The sequence below is a fragment of the Acinetobacter sp. YH12097 genome, assembly GCF_013419225.1.
Lineage (GTDB): Bacteria > Pseudomonadota > Gammaproteobacteria > Pseudomonadales > Moraxellaceae > Acinetobacter > Acinetobacter amyesii.
This window is the reverse complement of the sequence record NZ_VPAN01000005.1, coordinates 38,160-58,683: the sequence shown is the minus strand read 5'-3', so window position 1 is coordinate 58,683 and position 20,524 is coordinate 38,160. Positions and strand designations below refer to the sequence as shown.

General features: G+C 36.7%; 16 protein-coding genes. 5 read left to right on the top strand and 11 right to left on the bottom strand.

Annotated elements, in window-relative coordinates; all coding sequences use genetic code 11:
* The first annotated feature begins 15 nt into the window (after positions 1-15).
* The 3 genes from FTU37_RS03890 (at position 16) to FTU37_RS03880 (ending at position 4,620) form a co-directional block, all read left to right on the top strand.
* Positions 16-1,557: a TnsD family Tn7-like transposition protein gene (locus tag FTU37_RS03890; RefSeq protein ID WP_180035096.1), complete on the top strand. Its 1,542-nt coding sequence runs from the start codon at positions 16-18 to the stop codon at positions 1,555-1,557.
* 8 nt (positions 1,558-1,565) lie between these two features.
* On the top strand, positions 1,566-3,161 hold the full coding sequence (locus tag FTU37_RS03885) for a Tn7-like element transposition protein TnsE (protein WP_026056512.1): 1,596 nt from the start codon (positions 1,566-1,568) through the stop codon (positions 3,159-3,161).
* Positions 3,162-3,249: 88 nt separating this feature from the next.
* Complete coding sequence (locus FTU37_RS03880; RefSeq protein ID WP_180091955.1) at positions 3,250-4,620, top strand: phosphomannomutase CpsG; 1,371 nt, start codon at positions 3,250-3,252, stop codon at positions 4,618-4,620.
* A gap of 68 nt (positions 4,621-4,688) precedes the next feature.
* On the opposite strand, the gene FTU37_RS03875 is transcribed toward FTU37_RS03880, so the two are convergent.
* The 6 genes from FTU37_RS03875 to FTU37_RS03850 form a co-directional block, all read right to left on the bottom strand.
* Positions 4,689-6,137 (bottom strand): capsule assembly Wzi family protein, encoded by a 1,449-nt coding sequence (locus tag FTU37_RS03875; RefSeq protein WP_373686269.1) that lies wholly within the window; start codon positions 6,135-6,137, stop codon positions 4,689-4,691.
* A 172-nt stretch (positions 6,138-6,309) separates the two neighbouring features.
* Positions 6,310-7,326 (bottom strand): UDP-glucose 4-epimerase GalE, encoded by a 1,017-nt coding sequence (gene galE, locus FTU37_RS03870; protein ID WP_180123823.1) that lies wholly within the window; start codon positions 7,324-7,326, stop codon positions 6,310-6,312.
* Position 7,327: 1 nt separating this feature from the next.
* Entirely contained in the window at positions 7,328-8,989 is a 1,662-nt protein-coding gene (pgi, locus tag FTU37_RS03865; RefSeq protein WP_180123822.1) for a glucose-6-phosphate isomerase, read from the bottom strand.
* Positions 8,989-10,242 carry a UDP-glucose/GDP-mannose dehydrogenase family protein gene (locus FTU37_RS03860; RefSeq protein ID WP_180123821.1) on the bottom strand — a complete coding sequence of 418 codons (1,254 nt, stop codon included), beginning with the start codon at positions 10,240-10,242 and terminating at the stop codon, positions 8,989-8,991. Before FTU37_RS03860 ends, pgi begins: the two co-directional genes overlap by 1 nt.
* Positions 10,243-10,260: 18 nt before the next feature.
* Positions 10,261-11,136, bottom strand: a complete 876-nt coding sequence (gene galU, locus FTU37_RS03855; RefSeq protein ID WP_180123820.1) for a UTP--glucose-1-phosphate uridylyltransferase GalU — start codon at positions 11,134-11,136, stop codon at positions 10,261-10,263.
* A 101-nt stretch (positions 11,137-11,237) separates the two neighbouring features.
* Positions 11,238-12,602: an undecaprenyl-phosphate glucose phosphotransferase gene (locus FTU37_RS03850; RefSeq protein ID WP_180123819.1), complete on the bottom strand. Its 1,365-nt coding sequence runs from the start codon at positions 12,600-12,602 to the stop codon at positions 11,238-11,240.
* Positions 12,603-12,902: 300 nt separating this feature from the next.
* Between FTU37_RS03850 and FTU37_RS03845 the strand changes: the two genes are divergently transcribed.
* The gene (locus FTU37_RS03845) at positions 12,903-14,330 is read left to right on the top strand and encodes a mannose-1-phosphate guanylyltransferase/mannose-6-phosphate isomerase (protein ID WP_180123818.1); all 1,428 of its coding nucleotides are present in this window, start codon (positions 12,903-12,905) and stop codon (positions 14,328-14,330) included.
* Positions 14,331-14,409: 79 nt separating this feature from the next.
* Complete coding sequence (locus tag FTU37_RS03840) at positions 14,410-15,672, top strand: oligosaccharide flippase family protein (protein ID WP_180123817.1); 1,263 nt, start codon at positions 14,410-14,412, stop codon at positions 15,670-15,672.
* 7 nt (positions 15,673-15,679) lie between these two features.
* Here the strand turns inward: FTU37_RS03840 and FTU37_RS03835 are convergent, their stop codons facing one another.
* The 5 genes from FTU37_RS03835 to FTU37_RS03815 are packed head-to-tail and all read right to left on the bottom strand — an operon-like array spanning position 15,680 to position 20,507.
* The gene (locus FTU37_RS03835; RefSeq protein ID WP_180123816.1) at positions 15,680-16,600 is read right to left on the bottom strand and encodes a hypothetical protein; all 921 of its coding nucleotides are present in this window, start codon (positions 16,598-16,600) and stop codon (positions 15,680-15,682) included.
* Complete coding sequence (locus FTU37_RS03830) at positions 16,587-17,831, bottom strand: glycosyltransferase WbuB (protein WP_180123815.1); 1,245 nt, start codon at positions 17,829-17,831, stop codon at positions 16,587-16,589. Before FTU37_RS03830 ends, FTU37_RS03835 begins: the two co-directional genes overlap by 14 nt.
* The gene (locus FTU37_RS03825) at positions 17,832-18,758 is read right to left on the bottom strand and encodes a glycosyltransferase family 2 protein (RefSeq protein ID WP_121531772.1); all 927 of its coding nucleotides are present in this window, start codon (positions 18,756-18,758) and stop codon (positions 17,832-17,834) included.
* On the bottom strand, positions 18,748-19,326 hold the full coding sequence (locus FTU37_RS03820; protein ID WP_180123814.1) for a putative colanic acid biosynthesis acetyltransferase: 579 nt from the start codon (positions 19,324-19,326) through the stop codon (positions 18,748-18,750). Before FTU37_RS03820 ends, FTU37_RS03825 begins: the two co-directional genes overlap by 11 nt.
* Complete coding sequence (locus FTU37_RS03815) at positions 19,323-20,507, bottom strand: glycosyltransferase (RefSeq protein ID WP_180123813.1); 1,185 nt, start codon at positions 20,505-20,507, stop codon at positions 19,323-19,325. The genes FTU37_RS03820 and FTU37_RS03815 overlap by 4 nt, the downstream gene beginning before the upstream one ends.
* Between the last annotated feature and the right edge of the window lie 17 nt (positions 20,508-20,524).

The window sequence follows — 20,524 nt, the reverse complement described above, 5'->3', positions numbered from 1 at the left end:
GAGAGTAAGTGTATTATGATTTCAAATTTTCCAATACCATATCCAGATGAGTTAATTTACAGCGTGATTGCACGTTATGCTATTCACAATGGAATTTTAAGTCCCAAATACCTTACTGAAGAATTATTCAATAATAGAAATTTGACGCCAACTTACGATTTACCATCTCATATAGGAAAATTGGCTAGTTATTTACCCGATTGCTATGATGCACTCTATTTAATCAACCACCACACCTTATTACCAATTTATCAACCATTTCAACCTGATACAGTGATGCGTTATGCTGTACATGTATTACAGGGTGAACAGTATCAATCATTACATACCAAGTTGGGAAAAAATGCGTCACGAATCAAATCTGTAAATTTTTTTCGGTTCTGCCCTCATTGCTGGCAAGAACAGATGGAGCAATATGGTGAAGTTTACTGGAAACGCAGCTGGCAGATTACAGGATATGAATATTGCATAAAGCATGAATCTGCCCTTTTTGTCAGCTCTGTTCCTTGCAATGGGCTAGACCGAAGATTTTATAATGCTCATTTAAATGTCCTTATTGACTCCTCACAACTTTTTATTAATTCACAAGACTTAAAGCGTCATCTAGAGTTAGCAAAAATAATCGAGGATCTACTTATTCAATCTAGCCATATTGCAGTACAAGATGTTTCGATTTTATCAAATGCCTACTTCAATCTATTGAAAGACAGAGGCTTACTGTCAGGTCAAAAAAATATCAACTACGAAAAAATTCGTCACCTTGTCTTAGATTACTGGGGCGAAAGCTTTCTTAAATACTATCATTTAGATGATCTTCTTTCTGAGAACTGCTGGCTCAAAAATATGTGCAGGAAACATCGTAAAGCATTTTCTTATCTTGAGCATTGCATTGTATTAAAATCGCTGGTTCCAGAGCAAAAACCAATTGAAACATATAAGCAATATGTTAGCTTAGCATCTATAGAAAAAACAAACTTAGATCAGCAGCACGAAGCTCCCCCTGTATGGGTTAATAATAAAATAGATATGATATTATCTGAAGATCAAAAACAATGGACAAAATTAATTCAGAAAAATTCTGTTAAGCAGGCACGTCAATGTGATCCTGCACTTTACGCTCGGTTATATCGTAATCATAAGAACTGGCTATTACTGACAAATAAATCTGCTGTGGTATTACCTTCAGCCATTCCCAAGCCACGTGTAGATTGGAAAAAGCGAGATCAACAATTGATTAAACAACTCATCAAAATCCGGGATCAATTATTAGAAGATCTCGACTCTCCACAATGGACAAAAAAGTTTTTTATTAAGCAACTTGGCTCGGTAAGTATGATTGAAAAAAACTGGAGGTTTTTACCACTCACCACCGCCTTTCTAGAGCGTTACGCTGAGTCTGCAGATTGTTATCAAATACGCCGTCTTACACGAACATTTATTCGCCAATACACTGAAAATCAGTTCTATCCACCGAGTGTTTTTCTTCGACTATCCGGATTAAGCCCTGAACGATTAACGCCAGAAGCTCGTAGATTTTTTAATAGTATTTGGGGGTGAAATTAAAAATGAGTGATTGTCTGATCGAATATTTACCGAAAGATATGATTTATTATACTGCGAAAAAAATTAGTCGACATGGTCAAACTCGGTTTGATATTGATACTTGTTTATTTAACCCTCTTATTAAACGGTATATTCATCTTAAATTGCCAATTGAAAGTATTCTTCTTTATTACCATAAAACTCCAATTGCCAATCCTGATCCACAGAAATTATTTAACCACACCCTGAAATCAGTGGATTTTTCAGCGCTCAACGTTTTAGATTTATCCAAGAACAATTATCAAAAAACGCATAACGGTCAGTTATACTTTGAGTTTAATTATGATTCACCCATATTAAAGAAAAATATGACAATTCTTTTACCTAAGCTTATTCTTGCTCGGGATCTATTTTTTTCACACCCCTATCTTTTACGTGCAGCACTTTTTGCAGAAAATTATTCAACAGATATTTTAGTGGATATGAATGATGAAAATGCTATACATATTAATATTGCGCAAAACAAAAAAATTATGAGAGCTGATATCTCTGATCCTCATTTTTTAAAGAAGCTAGCTTTAATTTTATTACAGCCGGACTTAAATAAGGCCTTCCTTAGTATTTATCAAAAAACAATTGTTGATCAAAAAGGTGTTAAAAGCTTTAATTTTGATATGGAAGCTCCTAATATCAAAAATATTAACCTAACAGTAGAGGGTATTTTTAATAAAAAAACAGGTATTTACAGAATTGAGCGCATCACGTCTTTCAAAAATCTTGATACAGCTATCAACCGCCCTATTCAATTTCATTTCACTTCAAAAAAGATTATACAACAAATAAAAAATGCTCAAGGACAAAATCCCAAGCAGTCAACACCAACATGTCCACCTAGAGAAAAATTAAATCAAAAAGCTGATGCAGATATCGATAAACTAATAGCCAAACTAAGAAACCTCCCAGGAAAAATTTATACGATAGAAGAATTAAAAATTTCTTTAGAGACGCCCCCTTCCGAAACTACCATACGGCAAAGACGAAAGCAGATGGATAAAGACCAAAATCAAGAAGAAGGATTTGCTGGCGGAGAAGGAGATATAGAGGGTACTCTGCCTGGAGTTACAACAGAATCAGATATTCAACTAGAGCGAGTCACTCATAAAGACTTGATTAAGGTATTGGACAAAATTGAACAAAAAGGATATGAAATCAAAGAAATTAAGAATTCACCGTTTAAAAAATATAAACGTTTCCGAGGCCACAAGTTTTCTAACGCCAATCAACTACGATACTTTTATGTCTATAGAATTATAAACACAAAAAATGATGAACAATTCTATCTATGTGAAATTGATACATCAGATGGAAAAAAGAACATCTCTACACTATTACTCCGATATGAAGAAAAAACTCAATTATTAATTGAGATAGATTTCGAAAAATTAAACAATTCAATACTTTCTCAATCACTCAGTTGGCCTAAAAAGTTTATATCTGAAGTAAGAGGTATTACCGCCTTTACTACAATTAATCATCCTTCAAAAAAGGAACAACTAGACGATGTAAATTATTATGTTGACTGGGCTCAACGGATCTTAGCAAAAGCAAAATCGATATAAAAGTTAAACAGTAACATGGCATATAGAAGCTATTTTCCTTCTATAATCACATTTCCCTCACTACTCAGGAATTATTTCGAGAATTCAGATGACACAACTCACTTGTTTTAAAGCCTACGATATTCGAGGCAAACTCGGTACAGAACTGAACGAAGATATTGCTTATAAAATTGGCCGTGCTTATGGGCAAATTTATCAACCCCAAACCGTGGTTGTGGGCTGCGATATTCGTCTAAGCAGTGAAGATTTAAAGCAAGCAACCATTCGTGGCTTAAATGATGCGGGTGTGAATGTTTTAGATTTAGGTATGACAGGTACAGAAGAAGTTTACTTTGGCGCATTCCATTTAGATGTCCAAGGTGGTATTGAAGTAACGGCCAGCCATAACCCTATGGATTACAATGGGATGAAACTGGTTCGCGAGAACTCACGACCAATTAGTGCGGATACAGGTTTAAAAGAGATTCAAGCATTGGCAGAATCTGGTGAATTTACTAAAACTACGGTGAAAGGCTCAACTGAAAAATACAATATCCTGCCTGAATTCATCGAACATTTGATGACCTATATTGATCCAGCAAAAATTATTCCGTTGAAGCTAGTAGTAAATGCCGGTAATGGCGCTGCTGGGCATGTTATTGATGCAATTGAAGGAAAGTTCAAAACACTGAATGTTCCTATTAAATTTATTAAAATACATCATGAAGCGGATGGTACTTTTCCGAATGGTATTCCTAATCCATTGCTAGTCGAAAACCGTGATAGCACTCGCAATGCAGTTTTGGAGCACGGCGCAGACATGGGCCTTGCCTGGGACGGCGACTTTGACCGCTGTTTCTTATTCGATGAAAAGGGGCAATTTATCGAAGGCTATTACATTGTCGGCCTATTGGCTCAGGCCTTCCTGCTGAAACAGTCAGGCGAAAAAATTGTGCACGATCCGCGTCTAGTATGGAATACCTTGGATATTGCTGAACAGTACAAAGGTGAAACTGTGCAGTCTAAGTCAGGACATGCATTTATTAAACAGGTTATGCGCGAACATAATGCTGTATATGGTGGAGAAATGTCTGCTCACCACTATTTCCGTGATTTCTCTTATTGTGATAGCGGTATGATTCCTTGGTTATTGGCAATTTCTGTACTCTCAGAAACCCAGCAAACATTGTCTTCACTGGTTGAAGATATGATTGAAAAGTTCCCTTGTTCGGGTGAAATCAATTTTAAGGTAGCGGATACCCAAGCAACTATTCAAAAAATCTTTGATCATTATGCGGATCAGCAACCTGAAATCGATCGTACAGATGGTGTTAGTTTAGATTTCGGTGCTTGGCGTTTAAATATCCGTGCTTCGAATACCGAGCCGTTATTGCGATTAAATATTGAGAGTCGTAGTAGCTTGAATCCATTACCTATTCAACACTATGTGAATGAATTATCCAATCTTATTCAATCATAATTTCATTATAGAAACCTTTAATCGACTTAAACCTATGGATCAGTCGATTAGAGGCTTAAATAAAAAAACTAGAATAGATAATCATCTAATGGCAATTCAATACCGACTGACAAGCCACTATCCTGTCCCAGAAGATCAGAATCGCTTACCCACCCATTAATTTTTAAAGGCATAGTCGGTTGAATATAATGAGTCCATGTCAATTCTAACGCTTGAATCTCATCTTTATTTGGAAATTGCTGGTTAATTAATAAACTGGACTGGTTGACATTGGCAGATAAAATTCGCCCTGATACACGGTTCATTTTATCAAACCGAATATTTCCCCCAATTGAGTACATTTGACTATCCCCGCCTATGCCGTGCCCTAAAGGATATCCGTGCTGATAATAACCATCCTTATAATCCCCATGTCTGTAGGTGTATCCCCATACTTCACCATTAGTACGCGTATCAGTCCACTCAGTATATATTTGAACAGGTAAATCTCTATAACTAGATGAATACTCTGCACCAGCTGAATAAAATTTTCGAGAAGGTAAATATCCTGCCTCATCTTCACCTATTACTTGTGTATATAAACTGATAGGTATATCAAACCAACGGGTTAGATTTACGCGAGCGTCTACCCCCGCAAGCTGATTTGATTTATCTAATGACCGATCATCGAAATTATCATTACCTTTCAGCGCTTCCCATAAAGAACTAAAACTATTTAACTTACCTTCTCCCCCCCATTGCAACATTCTAGAAGCACCTATCTCTAAATAGGGTAATGGTTGAATAGTGAGCCGCATTCCTATTAATTTTGCATCAGGAACAGCTTTATAATCATCTAACTGACCAGCAAATACTTGATATTGCCAAGGTCCAATCCAAGATAACCACTTGGTTTCAAATGCTGTTTGATCCGCTCTTTGTAATGTTACGCCATACACTGGACGACTCACATCTCCTCGAATCAAACTTCCATCATGCCCTGGCCCCCAATAGGTTGGGATCTGTCCTGCAATGATCCATTGATTCCACAATTTTCCAGCCAGATATGAGCCTTCAACATTCACATCATGCCCATTATCAATAATAGGGTCTTTTTCAGCATTAATACGCAGTCTTGCATCCCATTGCGCCCCACCAGCATTGAACTCAAGAGCCGCTTGATATTGTGATTTTTGTTCATCTGCAAAATGTTGCGGTACATTTTGGGGATCAGATTCAGCATATAAACTGGCTTTGGCCGTTGTATTTTCCGCACTTAAAGCAGCTTGCACGGAGTCCAAGACTTGCTGCTGAACTTGATTATCAATCTTTGCATTAGATAAAACACGTTGTATTTCATCACCACTTAAAGGCCATGTAGACGTGCTAATTTGAATCACACCTTGTTGATTTAACCAATTTAAATCAGTTCGTAAGTCTTCATTATTTAAAACAATTCCTTGTGCAATGGCCGGTAAAGAAAGTGCAGATAAAACCGCAAGTGACAAAAATCTAATACTTTGATATCTCATAAATATTCTTCATCTAAGTTTATTTTAAAAAACATCATAGCGATGTTTTTTAAAATAAGGGAATAAATACATGATTATTTGCATAATCAATACATGACTTAAGTTAAGTATTGAGAAGTATGGCAAATACAAAATTCGCCATACTGTCTTTAATGAATTTACACACTAAATTTAAATCTTAGTTGTATCCATTTGGATTCTGCTTTTGCCAATTCCAACTGTCCGCCAACATATCAGCCAAGCGATATTGTGGCTGCCAACCCAATTCTGCGACTGCACGGGCATTATCGGCAAATGACGTTGCTACATCTCCCTCGCGGCGCGGTACATATTCAAATGGAATCTCAACACCATTCACCTTCTCAAAGGTATCTCGAATTTGTTTAACCGAAATCCCATTGCCTGTGCCGATATTCCAAGCGCGACATCCTTGTGCATTTAAACGATTATTTAAGGCACATAAATGTGCATTGGCCAAATCGACCACATGGATATAATCACGTACACCCGTACCATCTAGCGTGTCATAATCATTGCCAAAGATTGCTAATTTTTCACGGCGACCAACTGCCACTTGAGTGACATAAGGCATTAAGTTATTCGGAATCCCTTGTGGGTCTTCACCTATCTGACCACTCTGATGTGCGCCCACCGGGTTAAAATAACGCAGCAATGCAATCGACCAACGCTCATCTGTAGCCGAGAGTTTTTCCAACAACTGCTCAACAATCAGTTTGGTATAGCCATAGTTATTGCTTGGCATACCTGTAGGCATGTCTTCATTTAATGGCGATACATTGGCTTCATCATAAACCGTCGCAGATGAACTAAACACCAGCTTAAACACTTGTGCACGTTCCATGGCTTTGACCAAACTAATCGAACCCGAAATATTATTTTCAAAATATTTTAGCGGCTCTTTCTGACTTTCGCCAACTGCTTTTAGACCCGCAAAATGAATAACCGCATCAATCTGATGCTGTGCAAAAATTTGATCTAAAATCTGCGCATCGCGAATATCCCCTTGAATAAAAGTTAAACCTTTATTGGCTAAAGCTTGGACTCTCGATAATGAAACTTCAGAGCTGTTTGATAAATTATCTAAGACAACAACCTCATGTTGAGCATTCAATAATTCCAAACAAGTATGTGAACCAATATAACCCGCCCCACCGGTGACTAATATTTTTGCCATTTTATTTTCCAAGTAAAATATCTAATAGACCACGGGTAGAGCTATCAAAATCAACATAATCTTTTTCTGTACCAGTCAAAATTGGAAGTACTTGATTCGCAATTTGTTTACCTTTTTCAACACCCCATTGGTCAAAAGCATTGATATTCCAAAGTACAGATTGCACAAATACTTTATGTTCATACAACGCAACCAACATACCTAAGGTATAAGGATTAAGCTCTTTGAGCAAAATGGTTGTACTAGGCTGATTACCTTCATATTTTTGATAATTCTCTAGACCCGCCACCTCTTCAGCATCAAGTGCCTGATTACCAAAGGCCAATAGTCGAGACTGAGCCAAACAATTTGATAACGCTAAATGGTGTTGATTAATCAATGCATTGGCATTTTTTACATAGGTAAATTGGTTAGCGGCATAACGATTCACTGGCGCAATAAACTCACAGCTTACTTTATGTGCACCTTGGTGTAACAACTGATAAAAAGCATGTTGTGCATTTGGACCCACTTCACCCCAAACAATAGGGCAAGTATCCAACTCAACTTTCTGACCATTACGCTGAATCGACTTCCCATTCGACTCCATCTCTAACTGTTGTAAATAGGCCGAAAAATACTTTAAACGACCATCATAAGGCAAAATAGCCTGAGTCTGAATTTCTAGGAAGTTATGATTCCATATTCCCAAAACAGCCATAAGAACAGGAATATTTTGGCGCAAAGGAGCATTTTGAAAATGCTCATCAATTGCATGAGCACCTGCAAGTAAACGTTTAAAGCCTTGTACACCAATATTTAATGCTATCGGCAACCCAATACATGACCATAAAGAGTAACGCCCACCAACCCAGTCCCAGAGCAAAAACTGATTTTGGTGTGCTATACCCCATTCTGTCATTTTTTCAGGCTTAGTCGATACCCCAATAAAATGATGCTGATCCACCGCTTCTGATTGGCCCAATTGCTTTTCAAGCCATTGGCGTGCAGTTTGCGCATTATAAAGTGTATCAATCGTTCCAAAAGACTTTGATGAAATAATAAATAATGTCGTTTCTGGGCGTAATTGATGCAGTAAATCTGAAAGTTGGCTACCATCCATGGTAGATACGAAATGCATTTTCAGTGGTTTGACTGTATTGACTTTAAAATCAGACAGGGCATGACTCACCATTAATGGCCCTAGATCAGACCCACCCACACCAATATTGACCACATCTTGTATAACTTCACCCGTTGCACCACGGTACTGACCCGCATGAATTTTCTCAACCAATGCATACATTCGCTCTAATTGCTCATGTACTTTGCCTGCTAATTTAGGATGCTGCTCATCATGTTTCGGTAAACGAAGCGCCCAATGCATAGCTGCACGCTGTTCTGTATAGTTAATTTCTTCTTCTGAAAATAAACGTTTCGTCCATGTAGAGAGATCACGAACTTGTGCAAAGTCAATCAATGCGCTTATTACGGACTCATCAACACGATGCTTACTAAAATCAAAAGTGATTTCATCATATTGAACAGAAAAATGCTTAAATCTTTGGTCATCTTCGGCAAAAAAAGTATTTAAGTGCTTCTGGCCAATGGTTTTACTTAAGTGTTGTAAATGTTCAAGTGTTGTTGCTAGCGTTTTTTTAGGAAAAATAGTTAAATTTATCATTATCTTCCTACTCCCATATATGCAAAACCCTGACTTTTAACATAATCAGGTTGATAAATATTACGTCCATCCAAAATCAAAGGATGGGCTAATTTAAGTTTTAATTGCGTATAATCAAGTGACCAATATTGCTTCCATGCAGTTAGAACACATAAACCGTGTGCCTGATTCACCGCGTCATACTGATCTTCACATAAAATTAAATTATCACGTTCACCATAAATTGTGTGTATTTCTTCTAAGGCTTGTGGATCATGCAAACGAACAGTCACACCTTGCGCCCACAGTGCAGCAAGCATCGGATGAATAGGTGAGAAACTGGTACTTGAGGTATGTTGCTTAAAAGCAGCCCCCCAAATCGCAATCGTTTTTCCAGCTAAATTTCCATGAAAATAATTCCACAACTTGCGAAAAAGAAACTCTTTTTGTTGCTCATTGATATCCCAAACTTGTCCCAACAGCTGACTTTTTGTTCCAGTATTACTGATGGTATTCGATAGAGTCAAAATATCATGTGAAAAGTTTTCACCACCAAAACCTGCACCTGAATATAAATACGATTCACCTATCCGACTGTCTGCTGCCATTCCATCTCGAACATGGGCAATATCAATACCCAACTTTTCAGCAACATCTGCCAAATCATTCATATAACTGATACGAGTCGCCAACATGCCTGAAATACTGAGTTTGGTAAATTCAGCATCTAAAACAGGCATAAATAAATATTGTTGCTGGCGTGGAAATAAAGGTCGCAACATTTCCTCTAAGTCACCCTGTGCTTGTTGGTCAGCACAGCCAATAATCACTTTAGAGGCACTCGTCACACTTTTAAAAGCTTGACCTTCCTGAATAATATCAGGGAAATAAACCCAATGATCTTTTGTTAATACGGCTTTTAATTTTTCAGTACCATTAAGACCAAAAGTAGAGGCATTAATCATCAATTTAGGATGAATAATCGTGCGCATTTTTAATTTCTGTACAACATCAAGTGCCTCAGCCTCTTGAGTTGGATTAAAACTAAAAAAATACGCATCAATATCCAAGGGAAGAGCCGCAAAATTACAGTAACTTAGAAAACCACTTTGATGTTGTTTTTCTAAAGCACGAATAACATCTTGATCTCTAAGATTGAATAGCGCTGTATGGTCTTGTAAATCATTACAAATAAAGACCTGATGTCCACTCTCTGCAAGTAATGATGAGATAACACCCGCATACAACGTTGTACCAAACATTGCGATTTTCATGGCCCATCCCTCTTTTTTTTATAACTCTAACTCTTTAATCAGTGCTTTAAACTCATCACCTAACTTGGGATGGTCAACACCATAATGTAAAACCGCTTCCAAATAGCCAATTTTACTGCCGCAATCAAAAGTTTGTCCTTTCATACGATAGGCTTCAACCGTATCTGTCGCTTGCAGCATAGCAATAGCATCCGTCAACTGAATTTCATTACCTGCACCTTTAGGTGTGTTTTCCAATAACTGCATAATCTTGGCAGGTAAGATATAACGGCCGACTACGGATAAATTGGATGGTGCAGTTCCAACTGCCGGTTTTTCCACAATGCCTTGCATGACGATGCTATGCCCTTCTGCAGGTGTAGAAGCAACATCTACAATGCCATATTGATCCACCAAATGATCAGGTACAGCTTCCACCATAATTTGTGATGCATTGGTTTCATCAAAACGTTGAATCATCAAACTCAGATCGTTTTGGTCTGATGGATCTTTGACTAAAACATCTGGCAATAGCACAGCAAAATCATCATTCCCCACGACAGATTTAGCACATAAAACTGCATGACCTAAACCAAGTGGCTGTGGTTGACGTACGCTGATCACACTCACGTGTGGTGGTAAAATTTCAGTGATTTCTTTGAGTAAATCAAATTTCTTTTTATGTGCTAGAGTGGTTTCCAGCTCAAAATTACGGTCAAAGTAATTTTCAATCGAGGCTTTTGAAGAGTGGGTAACAAGAATAATCTGTTCAATCCCTGCAGCAACTGCTTCTTTGACCACATATTCAATGGCCGGACGGTCAACGACAGTGACCATTTCTTTAGGAATGGATTTACTTGCAGGAAGAAAACGTGTACCCAAACCAGCTACAGGAAGAATTGCTTTTTTAATCATTACATCACACTTCTAAGTTTAAATTTACCATCATATTTATTAAAGTCTAAGCTAGATTTTAATAAATCCATAAAACATTAGCTTTCGGTTTTTAATTGGCATCAATATGCAGCTTTATTAATAAAACCTTTAAAAATAGTTAAAAATATAATTTTTAAATCCAACAACAGGCTCCATGTGCGGATATATTCCAAATCACAGTCCACACGTTTTTCCATTTTATCCAAAGTATCTGTTTCGCCCCGCCAACCGCGGATCTGAGCCAATCCTGTAATGCCAGGCTTAACCTTATGGCGCAGCATATAGCCAGTAATCAACTTCCGATACTCTTCATTATGTGCAGCAGCATGTGGACGAGGCCCTACAACAGACATATTACCTAAAATAACATTAATAAATTGTGGCAACTCATCTAAAGAAGTTTTACGCAGAAAACTACCAACTTTGGTCACACGTGGATCGTTCTTTACAGCTTGCTTAACGTCTGCGCCATTTTCCATTACAGACATGCTTCTAAATTTATAGACTAGAATAGGCTTGCCATTTAAGCCATAGCGGATTTGTTTAAAAAAGACAGGCCCTTTAGAATCCAGCTTAATAGCGATAGCAATGCAAAGAAGGAGTGGTGAAATCAGCATTAAAATAGCCGAAGCAACACAGATATCTTCGACACGCTTAAGAAAGATATTTATTCCTTTAATACGTGTATCGATGATTGGAATAATTGGAGTACCATTAATATCTTCTACTCGAGAATATAAAAAATCATAACTAAATAACTCAGGGACAATAACTGTTGAACATGTTGTATCCGAAAGCATTTTTAATAGGTTATCGACTTGATGAATATTTTCCTGACTTGTCACAATATAGACTTGATTAATCTCTTCTGAATGAATAATGCCAATTGCATCATTTACATTACCATTAAAATCATATTGATCTGCTTTTTCATTAAATGAGTAAATACCCATCGGATTAAATCCAATCCACTCTGATTTTTTTAAATCAGTAAAAAGCTTATGTGCTTTAACGGTATCACCAATAACAATTACATTTCGAGATTTTTTGAATATTTTAAAAGAAATGGCATATATTAAACGAACAAAAATTCGTAATATTCCCATAAATACTAAGACTGCACAAAAATATTGAACCAGAACCATTAAACTAATATCAGAATAAAAAAGACAAAATGGAAGAAGCAAACAAGCGCTAAAGAAGATATTTTTTAAGCACGCAACCAATTCATTAAACAAGCTTACACCGCGCCAAGAACGGTAAAAATCGGTCAATCCACCAATCAATTGAAAAAAACTGACCATACTTAAAAATATAAGCATAGCCTGATGGCTGATCGCTAATGAGTTTAAATTAAAAACAGCATACAAAGCCCAATAAATAGCTACCACATCACAAAATCTTTGTAAAATTGATACATAAGACGCATTTAATCGAGAAGCCATTTTTTTCCCATATCGCTTAATTTATTATATAAACAGCCATTCTTATCAATGAAACCCATTACATAGATTCTTGATTTATTTAGAAAGTCCATCCCAATTCTTGAAAAATCAATAAAATAATTAATTAATATTTTCTTTAGCATTATAAACACGCAATCATTTTTTGACAATTAAACTCTAAAATTACTTCCATTATCTTTGACTATATTATTGAATATCGAGCAAAAATCTGTATTTATTTGGATTTAGATATATATTCCTGTAGGATAAGCAATAATAAAATTATGTGAGATCCATAATATGATTCCTGTGATTCTATCTGGTGGTTCTGGCACGAGACTTTGGCCACTTTCAAGATCCAACTATCCTAAACAATTTTTACCCATTACTGAAGAAAAAACATTATTTCAGCTTACTTTAGAAAGAATTACACAATTAAATCATGCCATAGATAATTTTCAAAACCCTATTATTGTCACCAATGAAAATCATCGCTTTATTGTTGCCGAACAACTAAGGCAACAGAAAATCAACGCAAAAATTTTACTTGAACCTGTTGCTAGAAACACTGCACCTGCTATTGCTGCCGCCGCAGAACTTGCCCTCTCTTATGGAGATGATCCTGTTTTACTCATTCTTGCTGCAGACCACGTTATACAACAACAAGAAGCTTTTAATGATGCTGTTAAAGTGGGCTTAGAAGCAGCTGAATCTGGTCTACTGGTTACTTTTGGTATTGTTCCTACTTCACCAGAAGTCGGCTATGGTTATATTAAAGCATCAGACACAATTTCTACAGACCAAGCAATAAAAGCATGCAAAGTTGAGCAATTTGTAGAAAAACCAGATGCTCAAACTGCCCAACAATATTTAGACCAAGGCTCGTATCTTTGGAATAGTGGCATGTTTATGTTTAAAGCTTCTGTCTACTTACAAGAGTTACAGAAATTTAATTCGGCGATTGCAAATCAAGCCAAAGAATCGTTCAAACTCAGCAAAAATGATTTAGATTTTGTACGCTTAGATCAAGAAAGTTTTAAAAAATCCCCTGATGACTCTATTGATTATGCCGTAATGGAAAAATCTGATCAGGTTGTTGTTGTGCCTCTTAAAGCCAATTGGAGTGATGTAGGTGCTTGGAAAAGTGTATGGGAAGTCAGCAACAAAGATCAAAATGGCAATGTTTGCCGTGGCGATACCATCGCTGTAAATACATCCAATTCTTTAATTCACGCTGACAGTCGCTTAGTTAGCGTCCTTGGATTAGATGATGTTGTTGTGATTGAAACACCTGATGCTGTTTTGGTTGCAAATAAAAATAAAGTCCAAGACATTAAAAAGATTGTAGAAAAATTAAAATCAAATGAACGTACCGAGGTGGATACTCACCGTAAAGTATATCGCCCTTGGGGTTGCTATGATTCCATTGATAATGGCCAACGCCACCAAGTGAAATGCATTACAGTGAATCCTGGCCAAAAGCTTTCTTTACAAATGCATCACCACCGTGCAGAGCATTGGATTGTAGTCAGTGGAACAGCTCGCATTCACAAAGGTAAAGAAACTTTCTTACTCACTGAGAATGAATCGGTATATATTCCGCTCGGAGAAACACATGCGCTTGAAAACCCCGGAAAAGTACCACTAGAACTGATTGAAGTTCAGTCAGGTTCATATTTGGGTGAAGATGATATTGTGCGTTTTGAAGATTTATATGGGCGTGTATAACAAAAAGTACTAGAACCATCATAAAATGCTCTTTCTGAGCATTTTATTTTTTAATAATCCGAGATTTTAATAAAAGCTAATGTCTATTCTTTCTAAAAAAATTCTATCCAACTCCCTTTGGATGATGCTTGAAAAAGTCATTTCCATGTTTGGTCTAATTTTTGTTATGTCCTATGTTGCGAAATATATTGGGCCAACAAATTTTGGGAAAATTGCATTAGCAACAACAATCTTCACCTTCGTCCAAACCTTAACATGGTTTGGCAATCAAGAAATTTTATTTAAGCGTGTGAGCAAGAATCCATCTTCAGGGCTAAAATTTCTAAATTCAACACAAAATTTACGTAAGCTATTATTTAGCTTATTCAGCCTACCAGTACTCGCTTGGCTGTTTATCTATACTGATCAATTGACCTTTATCTTCGGTATTGCCACCGCATTGGCAACGTTTATCTTAATTCAAGATATTTTCGTTATTTATAATAATGCCGTCCTAAAATCTTATATCAATACCCTTGTTAATATTGCAGGCTTGGCAATCGCTTTTGCTGTTCGTTACTTGATTGTGCTATTTGAATTACCAGCAGAATATTTAGCCATCCCTATTGTATTAGTGACGCTGATTCCCTATGTGGCTAAGCGTTATTATTTTAATTTGGCTGATCATGCACCACGCATTCGTTCAGCTACCTACTCAAAATATTATATTTATGCAGGTAGTGCTTTAGTCCTTTCAACTCTATCAATTGCACTTTATGTACAAATAACTAATTTGATGCTCGTACATTTAACTTCAACTTATGAATTAGGGCTATATTCCGTTGCGTCAAGCATTGGTATGGCCTGGGGATTTGTCAATCAATCCTTAATTACATCTGTCATGACTAAAATTTATAAAGAAAAGAATGACAACGTTGCTTACCGCATGTTTGCTAAACTTAATCTATTGATTATTATCGTTTCAAGTGTTGCAATCCTTGGCTTTGCTCTCTTAGGACATTGGATCATTAATTTGCTTTATGGTAATGCATATTTACCTGCTGTACCTCTTTTGGTCGTCATGGCATTTGCAGGTATGTTTTCTGGTTTAGGAACTGCTGCCGCTCGTTTGATTATTCGAGAAGAAGGCTACAGTTATATCTCTAAAAAAATGCTATGTATGGCTGTTTGTTCTGTTCCTATTTCTTACTTTTGCATCAAGTATTTTGGTTTAATGGGTGCAGCATACGGTATTGCATTAATAGAACTAATTTCTGCAACCTTGTTTAACTACTTTTATAAAAATGGCATTATTTTTAAAGTTCATTTGTGGCCGTTTTTCCAACAAAAATTTAAAAGCTAATAAAATATTAGCTTTTAAATTTTTGGCTGATTATTTCAGATAATACTTTATTGCCTTCAACACTAGGATGAATACCATCACGATAAAAAGATGCATTCCATTTTTGGTCTTTGGATAAATCAATACATTCAATATTTTTAGTGCCACATATAGAATTCATTTGTTCAACCAGTTTCTCATAACCCAACCAATCATGCTTTAATAATTCATCTGTATTCGGGTAAATAACAAAAACTATTCTCTTATTATTCTTTAATCTTAAAGAAACAATATCAGAAAAACTTTTCAAGATTTTTGGATCAAAGTCGGCAGATGTGTCTATAGGCGGGTTTTCCATTCCAATTTGAATACCTAACTTAGGTAACATATATTTTTGAACATAAAAGCAAGTTGCACATATTACAGTTCCATTCGGATGAATTAAAGAACCTGCTGATTCCGCTAAAGGACTAAAATCACCAGAATTAATAAACCAAATTACAGATGATGATTGTTGATAGATATCTAAATTCCGCTTAATCATTTCAATTTCATTGGCTATACTCCATCCACCTGCGGATGCAGGCCATACAGCAAAATTTGACCCTAACCGTTTCTCTAACTGATCACCTAATTTATCTTTTTGCTTTAATGGGTTACCACCCCATACAATAGAATCACCAATCAACATAACATTTTTTTTGTTCAAGCTATCAGCAGGCCATTGATGTACTGTGCCTAACGCACGGTTATTCAAAACCCAATCATGTTTATTTAAGAAAGAACCCTGCTGATCTGCTTTAGGTACATAACCTATTTTGTCATCAATATCATAAATCGGAAAATCTACAGCACCTAAAGCATGTAATGTAATTTCAATAGCAAGACCAACCAACACAATAGCAATCAAACCAAACTTAAACCAAGTACCATTTTTAGTTTTTTTCAACGCTAATTACCTTGAATAATTCTCTTTCAAAATTCATTAATATCTGACTTTTACTTAAATGATGCTCTGCATAATAACGTCCATTCTGACCATAGCTTTTTCTACGCTCTGCATCATATGAAAGTTCAAGAATGGCTTGTGCAAACACTTGTCCATTTTCAGGTTCAACAATCAAACCACACTTTGCACCCTGAGTAATGACATGACCCAATTCAGTCTCTGCATCTGCAGTTGCGATGACACTCTTACCACTTGCCAGCATTCCTGTTAATTTAGAAGGCATCACTAAATCCGCAGCATCAGCACGTTGTGGCAATAGATGAATATCTGCCAAGCCCAACAACTCACCTAAACGTTCAAACGGTTGCAAGTCTAAAAACATGACGTTATTTAAATCCATACATGCTTGTTCTAGTTCTGCGCGTCCTGCTCCATTACCACAGAATACAAATTGAATATTTTCATTTTTTTGCTCTGCAATAATACGTGCTGCTTTCGCTAAGATTTCTAGCCCTTGTTTGCCACCCATATTTCCAGAATAAAGCGCAACGATTTTATCTTCACTGATCTGTAATTCTTTTCGATATGGACTCACATCTTTTAAAGGTTGAATGGCTGAAATATCCACCCAATTCGGGAAAGAAATGATTTGCTTTTCATCCATACCTTTTCCTCGTGCGAGTTTAAGCATCTGTCCTGAAATACTGGATACACGATCAAAACAACGCATCAACCAACGTTCACATGCCTCAACAAAACCTCGAAGCCATTTTGCTTTAATTAATCCCATATCAAAGGCTGCATTTACTTCATAGTCTTGTACGTGTAACCAAGATTTTGCACCATTCATTTTTGCAAAAGCGACTGTAGCTGGCGCACACATTAAGGCTGGTTCTACAGTCCAAACGACATCTGGTTTCCATGACCATTGCTTAAACAAGGTTGGCAGGCTACTCAAGGCAAAGGAAGCAAGATGAACAAGCCGTTTTACACCACTCGGCTGTGCAGGTACCCAAAGAGGAGTACGATAAACAGTCACGCCATTCCATTGCTCCGTGACATAGGCATTTTGATAGCCTTCAGATACTTTCCATGCTGGATAATAGGGCGGAGCAGTAATTACACGAACTTCATGACCTTGTTCAGCAAACCATTGCGCCATTTCACCTGTATATTTACCAATACCTGTAAGCTCAGGAGCAAAGTTAATACCATAAAACAATATTTTCATTTAATCATCTGCCAATTTATGTCCTGTTAGCCTTGAAATTTCTTTTAAAATTTCTTTTTTATCACTCATACCCTCAATTGCTTTTTCAAGTTCCATAATTTTTGCACCGACTAAAAAGCGATACCAATAGCCTTGTAAAAAATGATAAACCAATCCAGAGCGACCATCTAAAAATCCGAGTTGGAAGATATAGCGATAAATAAAGTACGCGAAAGCCGCTATAGTAAAAGGTATTTTATTATAAATTTTTTCCTTACCAATTCGCTTAATAGATGCTTGGAAAGAAGCACTTTCTGTATTTAATGATTCATCTCGTGCAAACAGATTTAACTTCTGGTTAATAACGTCAATTGCTTCACGTGTTGCATATTTATTATGCTTATCTGTGAAGAATGTTAGATCATTTAGGTTATGATCAGCAAAGCCGCCTTTAAAAGTAACCGTTTCACCACCAGAAATCACCATATGCTCATCCATCCAGCGATCTTCAATACGGCCATGCCCCGTACGCCAAATACGGAGTAAAACGAGCGGATACCGTCCACCATGTTTCACCCAGCGGTTCATAAAAATGTGTTTACGTTTTAAATTTACTCCAACTATATTACTAGGTAGATGATGTAATTTTGCTTGAATTTCTTGCTGTAAATCGGGCTCAATAATTTCATCTGCATCTAGACGCATCGTCCAATCAGCCGTGATTGGTGCATTGTCGAGTGCCCACTGAAATTGTTTTGCATAGTTTACAAATGGATGATGTAAAACAACTGCTCCATGTTCTTCTGCTATTTTTACCGTTTCGTCTTTTGAACCAGAGTCAATGACAAAAATTTCTGAAGCAATAGATTTAACTGATTCAATGGAACGTTGAATATGCATACTTTCATTATGCGTTAAAATCACGACTGCCAGATTTTTATTGGGCATCCTTAAACTCTCTCATTTTGACAAATTGTACTGGGTTTCCTGTATAAACCCCGTTCTTCACCGTATTTTTAAATACAACGCCACAAGCACCTACCACAGAATTTTCAGCAATCGTCACGCCTGGGCCAATAAAAGCATTTGCAGCGACCCATGCCCCTTTTTCAATGATAATTGGTTTGGTTATCAACTGAAATTTTGGATCACTGATATCATGTGTTCCACCACATAAGGTGGAGTACTGACTCACAATTGCTTTTTCACCTATATGTATAAGATTCATGTTGTAGCAATTGACATGAGGGGCTAAACAGGCATGTGCATCCATAATTAAATTTGCTGGATACCAAATTTTTACAGAGCCATAGACATGTGCTGTTGAATGCACTTGAGCACCAAAAATTTTGAGTAAAAATACACGCCAAAGATGAAAAGGTGCAGGTGTCCAGGAGGCCAATAAAGTCCATGTAAATGACCATAAAATACGAGTTAATCTATGACCTACTGAAAAGGATGCAGCACCTTTAAATGGATCATCTCTTTCTGTGGCTTTTAAAGGAGAGATACTCATTGAATACTCCTTGTCGCTTTTGCTTTCTGTAGGGCAACAGTTAGATCCTCTGCGGCTGCCTGCACAGTAAAGTTTTCCAAATAAGTTCTGCGTGCAGCATTAGACATTTGCTGTTTTTCAACATTCGTCATATTTTCCCAACGCTGTAAGACCGATAAAGCACCATCTACAGTGTCAGGAGCAACTATTCCAGCACCGCCTTTTTCGATTTCACGCCAAATATTAATTTGATCTGAAATCAAAACCGCTTTTCCATATGCTAAAGCTTCAGCAACTGCAATCCCAAAATTTTCCTGATGTGACGTAAGTACAAAAGCTTCTGCTTTATTAAAAACTGCAGCCTTTACTTCACCTTTTAACATCCCAGGCCAATGTACACGATCACTTATTCCCAAATCTAAAGCTAATTTTTGAAGTGTAATAATATAATCATCATGGCAAGGTCCAGCCATAACTAATTGTAGATTTTTTCGTTTATCTAGTTTAGCAAATGCTTTTATTAATAGGTCACATCCTTTTTTTTCATGGATACGACTTAAATATAAAAGATAGGGTTTTTCTGCCACATCTTTTAGAATTTGATTAATAGTATTTTTTGCCTCATGTGAAGGTGTGATTGCCTCACCTGCAGCATAGGAAACAACTTTAGCATTATATTTGAATCCCCAAAAAACACCTTGGGATAATTTTTTTTCTTCTTCACTGGTAAATAGTACTTCAGAGGCATGTTTTAATGCTGGGCCTTGAATAATCCAAAATAATTGCTTTAACCAATGTTTCAATGGATAAGCTTTCTTGAACCATGGATCCATCATTCCATGAGTAAACAACACATAAGGTAGATTCGCCTTGACACACCCCTGCCATCCACCAACGGAAGCATGATTCCATAGACCATGAATAACTGCTACATCAAAGCGATCTACATTATCCACAATCCATTCTTTTAACTTAGGTGTATATCCATATTTTTTTGGTGTTGGCCCCACTCCTGTTACTTTACATGGAAATTCATTTAAAAAATCAGCATTATAAGGATCCAAAGTTAATACTTCGATATACTGTCCAAGTGATTGTCGATAAATAACTGATTGAGTTAAACCTTCTACTGGACCACCAGATTCTTTTCGCACTGATGCAATAATATGTAAAACTCTCAACGGTTGAAATGAATCATGCATCAAAATTACTCTTCTAC